Here is an 11,934-nt window from a genome sequence, read left to right on the forward strand (position 1 = left end):
TATATGATTCCCTTTCTCACTACATACAGAAATCTTATCTCACAAAAGGAGCTTCCTTTCCATTTCATTACTCAATAGAAATCAAGAGTTTTACTCTTAAGCCAGCCTTTCTTGTAATTTTTCTACAAAAAGATAGACAGCAGGACAAATAAGAGTATTTTGGATAGTCAGATGGTTAATTTGATAAATTTTTTTACGATCTGTATGAGGAAATTCACGGCAGGCCTTGGGGCGAATATCATAGATAGAACAGAGATTATCCTCTCCTAAAAAGGGGCAGGGCATAGACTTAAAAACCTTGTCATTGTCTTCGTCCACACGCAAATACATATCTTCAAAGACTGGGAGTCTCATACGAAAATGTTTAGCAATACGACTAATATCGGATTCCGTAAAAAGTGGTCCCAGAATTTTACAGCAGTTAGCACACTTAGTACAGTCAATTTCCCTAAAAACTTCTGTATGAACTTCTTGAACAATCTTATCCAGATTTTTAGGTGCTTTTTTCTTAAGAGTCGCTAGAAATTTGCGGTGTTCTTTCTGCTTCTGCAGTGCTAATTGATGGTATTTCCCAATATCAATTTCTTGTGTCATTATTATACTTTCTTTAATTCTAGTCCTTGAAATTATATCATTTTCTTTCTGTCATTTCATCTAAAATTTGGGAGGAACACTCATGCTTAATATCAGGCTAGTATCAAACTTGAAAAATCATTTCAGCGAAGTGGAAGCTGAGGTGATTCAGAATAAAAAATCAGTATTTCTGATAAAAAATAGTTATCCCTCCATGGTAGTGATGAGTTTAGAATAATACTTTTTACTAACAGATAAGCTTGAAAACAAACTTGATGAAACTGATAAACGAACTGTCACTACAACTAAGAGATTTTCTACCGATGATGTTTTTAAGAGAGTAAGAAACGGAACTAATGGAAAATAGACAATGCATATTATCTATCCTGCCCTAATCATATCTTCTGTGTTATCGTTGAATCTACCAAAGAAATGCAGCTTATTTTTATAGTAAAAGAAATTTAGATGACCTGTTTTGATAAACCATGAGTCTAAGCAAAGGTAAAACTCATTTTCTAGTTAAAAATATTGTGATATCTAAAAAAGCTTAAAGCCAATGTTTCTAATAACTGATTTTAAGCCTTTTTATTATTTGATGAGTTCTTGTTCGGTTTTATAATTCTTAGACATTTCGAAAAATAGAAATTTATAATGTTTCGTCATGTAGGTTTCCTATTGTTTTAGTAGTATCTTGATTATTTTGAATCAAGCACTTCATTCTCTAAATATTCTAAGAATGTATCATAAATTTTCTCAGGTTTAACCTCTTTTCTAGGAATCGTTTGAAAAATTTCTCCTTTTGAATTTTGCCAAATAGCAATACCATCAACCCCTAATTCTTCAATCACATACATTTTGGTCGTATCCTCATGGCAATATTCTCTATTATCTACTGTAGCTACAACAATATTCAAATAATTTTCAAACTGTACACCTGTAAACTCGTGATTATTTACTTCAAAATTTCCAAACTTAGCTAGAGCCTCTCTATAATCTTTTGCAAATGTAATACCTAATATAGTTTCAGCTTTCGCTACTTCTTTAGAAAAATCTTCTTCTAATTTATATCCATTATCTCTTAAAATATCTAAAATCATGCTGAAGTATCTCCTTTAATTTGTTCTGCTCTAGCTTTCCAATACTCTTGTTTCTCTTTAGCAAAGGCTACTCTATCAATATTAGAAGGGCCCTTATTTGCATGTAACTTACTATAATTATCCTTATGAACCTGATCAGGTAATTCAGCAAGTGGCGAATCCATTTTTTGACCAATATGATGCAGATTAAATGGTTTCCCACTTTCATCTATCGGTGCAAAACCCCTCTCCATCCTCTCAAGATTAGTCAAATATCTTACTTCACCATCCAACTTGTATTGTGATTTTACATCCAAAAATTCTTTTGAATCAATTGTATCGTGCTGTAAGACTTCTCTTTCATTTACAGTTCTTTGTTTTAATCTCTCATCTTTAAGAACTGATAATTGTTCAGGTGGTTGTTCAGCAGCTTTCTGAATCTCTTTTGAGTAGTATTTTCCTGATTCTAGCTCATCCAGATTATTAGCTAAATTTATTGCAGGCTCAGAATACCCCCTTTCTTTTGCTATAAACCTTTCAGCTATATTTAATCCTTGATCGCTATCTTTCACATTTACCACATCAACAGGATGGATACGCTGATCCGAATCTACCTTATTTGATGCAATTTCACTATTTTTTTGCCCAATTTCACCAGTGCTTACTTTGGTTTCACTCCCTGAGTGTTTTAGTGTTTCAAATACCATGAATTAAAATCCCCCATTATTCGTCCAATCTTGAAAAGCAGAATTATTTTTAAGCTCATAAAGATAGTAATAAGTCATTGTCGCCTGAAGAAGATCCCGTTTTGCTTGTTCTGATAGCAAATCAGATACTCTATTATTAATTTCATTTTGTAAAGTATCTGTCATGGTTGCTACATCTGTATCTTTCAGTGATTGTTTTCGCAGCAAATCAAGCAATTCCGGATAAAGTTGACTCACAATTTGAGAATAGCTATGCATGCTAAAAGGTTCTCGACCCCAGTCTAAAATTCTGCGGACAGTCAAACTGTCTATTCCCAATTGAGAAAGGAAGCGTTTAAAATTAATTTCCTTTAAAATCTGTTCGTCTACCCTTTTGCTACTTAGATATTCAACCACAATATCTCTGGAAAAATGACTTTCTGGATTAGTAACTTGATTGTGATATTCAAAACAGTTTTCTAAACCATTGAACTGATCGATTTTACACAAGATTGGTTCAATCCATTCATTTTGATAAAGTGCTGCAACACCCTTGGGAAGTTTAGCTAGTTCCGTAATTTGATCATCATTGAGATTAGCCGATTTCCCAACTAGTTCTCTGTCAGAAAAATCTGGCAAACGCATAATAATTTTAGTATTGGTATTTCGAATAACAGCCATATCCATTAAACCAGAAGCTTGATCGGCAATGATAAATCCTTCACCATAAGTCCGCATTTCAGCAATTCCGTTAGCAATCATCTCAACACTCTTACCAACAAGATTGCTGTCTTCCATGGATTGTTCATTGGAAGTGCGTTTTAAAATATTATGAGCTTCTTCAAGAACGGTCACGTGTTTCAAAAGATTGTTCAAACTATCTGTATGAGTCATGCGATATTCTTGCAACTTTAGAACTAGCATTCCCATAATGAGTGACTTCGTTTCCGTTGAACCAACACGACTTAAATCGATAATCACATTTTCATCAAACAATTCTTTGTCAGTAATAGCTTGATTGGTAAAAATCATACCGTTAATCCCATTTGTTAATGACTCTAAACGTGTAAGCAACGACCCTTTATAAGCGCCTTTATTTTCATTATCATATTCACTGGAATCAATGATTTCCTTGATATTTCGTGTGACATCTGCAAAAGTCGGATAAAGATCGCCGTAAGAATTTATCGATTTTAATAAATCCCAGCCACTATCCTCATAAGCCCTTTCAACAGCATTTTTGAGAACTGCTGGCATAGCAGCGTACATTGGCCAACATACATTGAAAATTTCAATAAGTCTGTCCAAATGTTCCAAAACATGAATTCCTTTTGGAAAAGCAAATGGATTAATGCGCAACAGATCGCTGAGTTCTGGATTGGTTCCATATACAGAAACGTTCTCATCATTTCCAAAGATATGTTTATACTCACCTTTTACTGGTTCAACGACAAGGAATTTTACACCATGTTTGCGGACTTCATCCAAAATCTCGTATACCGTATTACTTTTACCTGTTCCAGTACTCCCAGAGATAAAAGTATGAGAAGCCAAAGAATTCAGACTGATTTTAGCATCTAGTTGCTCAGTATGGTTCATATGAAAAATTTTTCCTAATTTAACAAAGTCCCTTTCTGTCTCTTCATAAGAATTAATATTACGACCAAACTCTGCACACTCAAAAACCGGAAGTCCAGCAATTGATTTTTGTGGAAAATTGAGTGAATAAGCCAGCTCCTTTCCAGACAAAGCGGTTGTTGCAGTCACAACGGCCGGATAGACACTGAAAGATTCATCATTTTCTAAAAGCTCTGGATTGAGTGCAAACATAGGATGCCGCAAATCTTTTAAGTAGCCAAAAATTTCATTAGCCTTAGCTTGTTCTTCTTGAACATCTCCACGCCATAAATTAACAACAGTCTGAGACATATGGGATTCTTCCCCTTGTGTTAAAGCAAGATAAGAATAGGCTACATTGTTGGCAACAGTTTGATCTTCACTAAGAATATAGGCCGCGAAGTCCCACATACCAAGAGCGGTACTTTTTTCTAAGCGCTTCATCTGTTCTTCTAACAATTCCAGCGCATGTTTAATATTATGATTGGTAAAGGATTGGGTAATCCCTTCATTTTTGCCAATAGTTGCAGTCACATTGGAAGTCCTAGCAAAATTAGCACCAAAGTTCATACCAAAATTAAGAGCCTTTGAAGCACCTGTAGCTAAAGCAGTTGATTTTGATACGGCTTTACTTGCAGTTTTAGCTAACGAAGTTCCTTTTGTCATTGATTTTGAAAATGCTTTAGAAAGTGATTTCCCAATTGTTCTTGCTCTACTTATATTAATATCTAGAGTAGTACTGTTGCTAACATTTTCATTTATACCAAATTTTAAACCTACAGGAGTATCGACACCGACATTGTTTTCCACAGTAACAGATGAATTTGTCCCAGTCTGTGTTCCGGCACTGGCACCGACATTAATGCCAACTGTTGCTGCTGAACCACGCGCATCAGCTTCTGTATAGGTATAATTAGTCTGCCAAGAAGCATAAGGAGCTAAATCAGAATAAATCTGCGATAAGATCAATTTTCTTTCAGCAATATCCTGAATCGGTGTGGCTAAAAGTACTAAAATATATTCTTGCTGAGCTGTTGCTGGAATGATACCATCTAACAACTTCTCGATGGTCTGACTAACGAATTTTTCAGATTTTTCAGTTGGAACATTAGAAGCAGTTGCCACAGAATAATGTGCATTATTATTAAAGCAAGGTAGCTTTCCTCGTCCAATTTCTTCTTTCCAAGAAGAACCTGGAAAATTTCCTTGAATAGCAGATTCAAGTCTTCTTCGATAACTTTCAATATCAACATTATTATCATCATTGTCAATATTAGTAATGGCTAGATAAACATCTGTTTTAATAACTTTGCGATGGAAAACTAAAGAGATGTTACAAGCATCATTGGATAATACTTCATAAACATTAACCAATTTTTCAAGACTATTTTCTTTTTTGTCAATTACCCATTTGGTGATATTAATGTAGCGAATATTATTAGATGATCTAAAATCTTCACCATACTCAGTTTCTTTCTCTACTGGAATATAAAGATCTTCAATTTGCGGGAGATAGGCATTGTAAATTTCTACCGCATTAGCAGCTAACAAACGATTGGTTAATTCTTCTGTCTCAGCTCCTGTCATATTGGGAAAATCTGATAAAAACTCTTCACGTTTAGCTTGTACTTGTTCTAACTGATCTGGACTAAGAGCCGACAGTTTTGCAACAGTATCAGCCCCTTTTCCGGCTACTTTTCTGATAACATTCTTAATCCCCATTATTTAATCCTCTAACTAGTTACTTTTCTTCCAAGCTAATAAATTTACAATTTCTTGAGAATAGATCTTAAGTTGATTCAGTCTTAATTCATAATCATCAATTTGAAGATTTTTGTTTACGATTAAATCATTTGTTTTCTTTAAATCAGGATTAAAGTCAACAATATTCTGCTTAATGACTTGCAACAGATTATCTGCCCAGTCTTTATAGTTGTTGAGATGGTAATCTTTAATTTGAGATACTAGAATCTCTGTTTCTTCATTCAAAGATTGATTGTATTTATTGGTTAATTTTTTTAAGTCAATTTTATGCGAATTTCCAAATAAGGTTAGATCACCAATTTGAATTCCTAATTTAAAGTTATTGCGATTAAAAATTTTAGACTCATCATTCTCAAGAGTTATATATTCATAGTCAAAAATCAATTTCTTAATGTCTTCACGCTTTTCAAAAGAAAGAGCTTCAGCAGCCCCGATAACTTCTGAAAGGTTATCTTTTAGTTTATTAGAATGTAACTCCCAGAATGCGACAGACAAATTGAATAATTTATTTTTGAGCTCTATTAATTCTTTCTGGTAAGTTGTTTTTGCGTGATCAAGCAATTGTTGAGAAACTTGTTCAAAAGCTTTGTTCTTTTGTTTTACATATTTTTCATTGTTTCTATTTTTATCTCTAAAATCATCTTGTAATTGATTGTAAGCAGGCTTAATCGCTGCAAAATTTATGGTTTTCCTAAAAGATTCAAAATTAGTTTTTAGGTTAGTTTTCAATTTTTCATTTGTCTGGTTATTGCGTTCTTCATAGCTATCTAAACTGAAAGCAATTCTCGCATTAACATATAAACGATCACTCAAATCTTTCAAGTGTGACAAAGAGAACAGCCTCTCCTTATCAATTGACTTACTCTGCATTTGCTCAGTGTAATCAGCTTCAAAACTTTTGTCATTAGTTTGTTTTTTAAGATCCACTTCTTCAATTATCTTTTGTTTATTTCTTTCAAGCTCCTCTTGCAGAGATTTCAATTCTCTGCTTGAATCAGCTTTCAGACGACTAATTTCAGCATCCGTTCTCTCAATAATCTTTTCAAGGTAGAGTTTTGCTTGCTGACATTTATTATAAGCAGAGTATTTGTTTGCAAACATCTCGATCTCATCTTCAATACTAAAAAGTCCGCTATTGACATAGATAAGTTGTTTGCTTTCCTTTCTGACATTCTCTTTCATCCGAGAGACCAGCTGCTTGGGAACGATATTATACTGATAAAGTTCTTGATAATATTCTGACTGGCTATTATTAAATTCATTTAAAGACTTTTTGAAGATACGGTCATAATTATCATTAATGAATTGACCGTTATTTTTTGAACCTAGTCCTATGACAGAAGACACAAAGAAAATACCCTCAGAATAAAGATTTCTTGGTATAGATTGATTCAAAATTTGTTGAATTTGTCTTTCATCTAACCCTTCTTTTGGTAGACCAGCCATATCAGCTTTATTAACAATAATTAAAGTAAAACGATCATCAATTTCCTTGATACTTCGTAATTCTTCATATAAATTCTCATTATCTACTGTATCCAAAGAAGTATAATCTGATACAAAAAGAGAGAGACCATTGCTCATATTTTGCAGAGCCTTTTTTAGAACCTTAAAATGATTTTTATTGGATGATGAATTTGAACCTGGTGTGTCAAAAATAACATATTGTTTGTCTGACTCTGCTAAAATTCCTTATTTAAAAGGAACTTTAATAGTTATCAAATCAGAAATTGTAAATGAATTATCTGTACCTTCATATTGATTGATAACCTTTAAAAACATGTGCAAAATGGTATCTGAATTTCGTACATTAATCTGTTCGAATTGCTGCTCAATGTTTGGTAAAACATCAACAATACACTCTTGACCTTGAACAATAGTATAAGCATTATTATAAATATTAATTTGAACAGCTGTATCCTTTACCCAAAAATTGATTTGTGAAACATTAGGTTGAGGAGATTTTCTAATTTCAAATACTTTCGCTGTGATTGGACGGTCACTATTTGGTAAGATATCACTTCCAATAAGCGAATTAATAAAACTTGATTTACCAGAACTATAATTTCCAACGATGATTACTGGAATTAAGGAGCTATCCGATGATTGCTTGAATTTTTTAATATCGGAATCATCATCTAAACTTTCAGGAATAATCTCTAAAGTCTTATCAAAAATTGTTGCAATCCTTGGTAACACTTTTCTTGCATTTTCTAAGGATCTCCCCCCTTTCAAAACTTTAATTCTCGAATAAGGAGCCTTAATCAAGTAAATAAGTTCTTGAAACTCATCATCTGTTCCTTCAAACTGCAACTCAATATCACTGCCATCATCATATTCTTCAATAATAATGTCAATAATTTCTTTTACTGTAAAAGGTAAAAATGATCGCTTCATCTTATCAGATATAAGTTTGCTGTTTTCATTATTCTGATAAGAGATAGACTTCCAAACTCCTGCTTGATTATTCCATTTATCAAACAAAATTTCCTTTTGATACGGATTGCTGCTAATCTTGACTTTAACCATATTCTCCACTTCATCTTATTATTTTAACAATATTATATCATATACTTTATAAGACTAACTTATTCTTGAAGAATTCAATTAAAACAGCTATCCAAAGAACAAAAGCAGTTTGAAAATAATATCACAGTACAGTACAATACAATACGATAGATAATCTATTTACCCTAGTATTAAAAAACAGCCGCTCATATTTTTGAACGACTTCTTTCTATCTTATGATATCCAAGTTTCCATTTTCTAATTAAGAGTATTGATTTTTTGGGAAACTTCAAGTGGAATGATAACAGCAAGTTTTTGGAAAAAGACTTCATCTGTTTTTAATGACCAAATCTAAACAAGATTGATAGCAGGAAACCAACAAGTCCTTGGCTTTCTGACTAACCTGTCCTATAATAATAGGATCAACCGTATGCAAAATATACTTGGCTGGAAGGTTAAAAGCAGATGTGATTTTTGTTTGCCCAGTTGGCTCATCATGCCCTTGTTCTAACATCAACTGGTAACAGACCAGTCACAATTGAACTCCAGTCCACAAATGAATAACATTATCAATACAATTATGATTGGGAACAAAACATCTCAGTAGTTTGCTGTTAACTGCATTAACAATGTCATCTACTTTCAGCTTTGTAATATCTCCTCACCAAAGATAGATATTTCCGTGATCAGGCGTCAAATCATTTACATCTATCACACTTTTTTGACTAATTGATTTTGTAAATACTGATCTTGCAGGTGGATAAAGTCCTGACTAACATCTTCTAGCAAACATTGATTCATCCAGCCACGAAAAAACATGTTTTTGTTTACTCCTTAGGGTAAATCAACATTTGGTGCAATAAAATTTATCAGTTTGTCAATTGTTTTCATATTTCAATCACCTTCGTCATGTCCTGCGAAATACTAGTGGCTTTTGTTTGATTTTTCCTCCCATACGTCTTTGGCTAAGTTGAAAACTTCCCAAGCTTTTGGCCAGCCGACATAGAAAGCGGCATGTGTAATGATAGCAGCAATTTCTTTCTTGCTTACACCATTGTTTTTGGCATTTTGCAAATGATAAATTAAAGAAGAATCTGTAACACCTGATGACATGAGAGCTACTACAGTAATAATGCAGCGCATTTTGAGATCAATATCCTGATTATTCCAGTTTTCACCAAAAAGCACATCATCATTGAAATGAGCAAATTCTGGAGCGAAATCACCAAGTCTATCACGCCCAGCGGTTTGTTTAATAGTCATAAGTTTTACCTTCTTTTTGATTTTAATAGTATGATTCACTTTTAATCATGAATTTTAACATTGAGAACACTTCTGACAAAATTGGGATCGAAATGTTTTGTCCGCGTATCTCCATAACCCATATCCAGCGAAGCTATTTTGGTCATCTCATCGTCTGTTAGGCTGAAATCCCAAATAGCGAAATTCTCTTCAATACGCTCTTTGTGGATTGATTTTGGAATAACAACGACACCGCGTTGAACATTCCAGCGCAACATGATCTGTCCAACAGTTTTTTGATGAGCGCTAGCAACTTCCTGCAAAATAGCATTATTAAAAGCGTCATAACGTCCACCGCCTAAAGGCGCCCATGCTTCTGGCACAACACCATAATAACGAGCAATCTCCAAAGCTTCTTCTTGAGTAAAGAATGGATGCAATTCAATTTGATTGACTGCTGGAATAACCGACACCGTTTCACAGAAATTCGTCAAAATATTAGGATAAAAATTGCTGACGCCAATAGCTCTGAGCTTGCCTGCCTGATAGGCTTCTTCCAGAGCACGATAAGCACCAAAATAATCGCGCATGGCTTGATGCAAGAGATACAAGTCAAGATAATCCAAACCAAGTTTTTCTAAAGAACGCTCAATACCCTTCTTAGCAGCCTCATAATTCATATCCTGTACCCAAAGTTTTGAGGTGATAAAAAGCTCATTTCGCGTCACCAAACCTTGCTCAATGGCTTCATGGATTGCTTCTCCCAATGCTTTTTCATTACCATAGACAGCCGCTGTATCAAAGAGACGGTAACCTGTTTTGATAGCATTAAGCACAGATTCCTTACAAATTTCTGGATCAGTCACCTGAAAAACACCGAATCCTTCCATGGGCATTTTCACACCTGTATTTAAGGTTATATATTCCATAACATTCTCCTATTTATAATTTGCCAGGAACTTAACAGTTTCAGGATCGTAATGGTTGATAAAGAGACTTTCACCTTGGTCCAATTTCAAAATGTCTGCCATATCATCGTCGGACAAATTGAAGTCAAAGACATCAAAATTTTGTACCATACGCTCTTGATGGACCGTCTTTGGAATGACAACAACGCCACGCTGGATAAGATAGCGCAGACCAACCTGAGCAGCAGATTTCCCATACTTTTCACCAATAGCTGTTAAAGTTGGATTAATAAAGAAATTATTTTTACCTTCTGCAAAAGGTCCCCAAGATTCCAGCTGAACACCGTATTCCTCACTAACCTTTTTAGCTTCAATCTGTTGATTAAAAACATGGGTTTCGACTTGGTTGACCATAGGTACAATCTCATTAAAGCTTGCCAAATCTACTAAACGATCTGGGTAAAAATTACTGACACCGATGGCTTTGATTTTGCCGGATTTATAGTATGCTTCCAGAGCACGCCAAGTACCATAGTAATCGCCAAAAGGTTGATGAATAAGCACCAAGTCGACATAGTCTGTCTGCAATTTGCGCAGCGATTCATCTAGAGAAGCTTTAGCTTTTTCATAGCCCGCATTAGAAATCCAGACCTTGGTTGTAATGAAGAATTCTTCCCGAGCCAGACCTGATTTGCGCACTGCATTTCCAACGGCCTCCTCATTGCCATAGACTTGTGCTGTATCAAGGAGACGATAGCCCACCTTAATAGCTTCAGTCACTACACGCTCACATTCTTCCAGATCAGGCACTTGAAAAACACCAAAACCTAAGATAGGCATTTTCACACCATTTGATAAGACTACAGTTTCCATTAGTTTTCCTCACTTTCTGTGAACAATTTCTGTTCATGCTTTTGAATAATATTTTCATAATTTTCAATTTTGTAATTGAGACGTTCACGCGCTTGATTAAGTTCGTAAATACGATCATCCATTTCATCACGCTGTTCCGTTAGTAAACGCAGCCGTTCTCTTTCTGTACCTTCTCCTTCTTCTAAGAGAGAAATGTATTCAATCAAGGCTTCAACACTCATGCCAGCCTTACGAAAACAGCGGACAAATTCCAAAATACCAATCTCACGCTCTGTGAAATCACGAACGCCGGAATTTGTTCTTGTAATTCGCGGCAAAAGACCAATACGCTCATAATAACGAATAGTATCCGCTGATATGTCAGTTATTTCACTTACTTTTTTAATATTCATAACATCACTTCTTTCTTTGGATTTTATAAATTCATTATAAACCTTAAAGTCTACTTCAAGTCAAGTTAAAACCAATGAAAAATCCAACTTATACTCTTAAAAAGAGGAAAATAAAGATTGAAAATTATATAATAACCCCTTAGCAACTTGAAGACAAGTCTGCTTTTTCTATACATATATGTTTTGACACTCTGCAAATACCAATTTAAATGGCATTGATTTGCAAGCGAAGCGAGCCCTAATCGAGACTTTATCTACACTCTGAATCCCTTAGTTTAATTTTTAAAGTGCTTTG

Annotated in this window: 9 protein-coding genes and 1 pseudogene; all 10 read right to left on the reverse strand. The window is 34.3% G+C overall.

Features of this window, described 5'->3' with window-relative positions; all coding sequences use genetic code 11:
- Positions 1–96: 96 nt before the first annotated feature.
- Positions 97–594, reverse strand: coding sequence for a YkgJ family cysteine cluster protein (locus tag FNL60_RS07105; RefSeq protein WP_002275033.1), 498 nt, complete (start codon positions 592–594; stop codon positions 97–99).
- Positions 595–1,268: 674 nt separating this feature from the next.
- Positions 1,269–1,670 (reverse strand): SMI1/KNR4 family protein, encoded by a 402-nt coding sequence (locus FNL60_RS07115; protein ID WP_002263338.1) that lies wholly within the window; start codon positions 1,668–1,670, stop codon positions 1,269–1,271.
- Positions 1,667–2,356 carry an HNH/ENDO VII family nuclease gene (locus FNL60_RS07120; protein WP_002280122.1) on the reverse strand — a complete coding sequence of 230 codons (690 nt, stop codon included), beginning with the start codon at positions 2,354–2,356 and terminating at the stop codon, positions 1,667–1,669. The genes FNL60_RS07115 and FNL60_RS07120 overlap by 4 nt, the downstream gene beginning before the upstream one ends.
- Before the next feature lie 3 nt (positions 2,357–2,359).
- On the reverse strand, positions 2,360–5,674 hold the full coding sequence (locus FNL60_RS07125; protein ID WP_002280121.1) for an ATP-binding protein: 3,315 nt from the start codon (positions 5,672–5,674) through the stop codon (positions 2,360–2,362).
- A gap of 15 nt (positions 5,675–5,689) precedes the next feature.
- Positions 5,690–8,245, reverse strand: a pseudogene (locus tag FNL60_RS10625) (dynamin family protein).
- Between the two features lie 307 nt (positions 8,246–8,552).
- On the reverse strand, positions 8,553–8,738 hold the full coding sequence (locus tag FNL60_RS07135) for a macro domain-containing protein (RefSeq protein ID WP_002263341.1): 186 nt from the start codon (positions 8,736–8,738) through the stop codon (positions 8,553–8,555).
- 410 nt (positions 8,739–9,148) lie between these two features.
- Entirely contained in the window at positions 9,149–9,487 is a 339-nt protein-coding gene (locus tag FNL60_RS07140; protein ID WP_002280120.1) for a carboxymuconolactone decarboxylase family protein, read from the reverse strand.
- Between the two features lie 41 nt (positions 9,488–9,528).
- Positions 9,529–10,395 carry an aldo/keto reductase gene (locus FNL60_RS07145; RefSeq protein ID WP_002280119.1) on the reverse strand — a complete coding sequence of 289 codons (867 nt, stop codon included), beginning with the start codon at positions 10,393–10,395 and terminating at the stop codon, positions 9,529–9,531.
- A gap of 9 nt (positions 10,396–10,404) precedes the next feature.
- On the reverse strand, positions 10,405–11,247 hold the full coding sequence (locus FNL60_RS07150) for an aldo/keto reductase (RefSeq protein WP_002264601.1): 843 nt from the start codon (positions 11,245–11,247) through the stop codon (positions 10,405–10,407).
- Positions 11,247–11,639, reverse strand: a complete 393-nt coding sequence (nmlR, locus tag FNL60_RS07155; protein WP_002263345.1) for a stress response transcriptional regulator NmlR — start codon at positions 11,637–11,639, stop codon at positions 11,247–11,249. The genes FNL60_RS07150 and nmlR overlap by 1 nt, the downstream gene beginning before the upstream one ends.
- Between the last annotated feature and the right edge of the window lie 295 nt (positions 11,640–11,934).

Origin of the sequence: Streptococcus mutans (assembly GCF_006739205.1) — a bacterium.
GTDB lineage: Bacteria > Bacillota > Bacilli > Lactobacillales > Streptococcaceae > Streptococcus > Streptococcus mutans.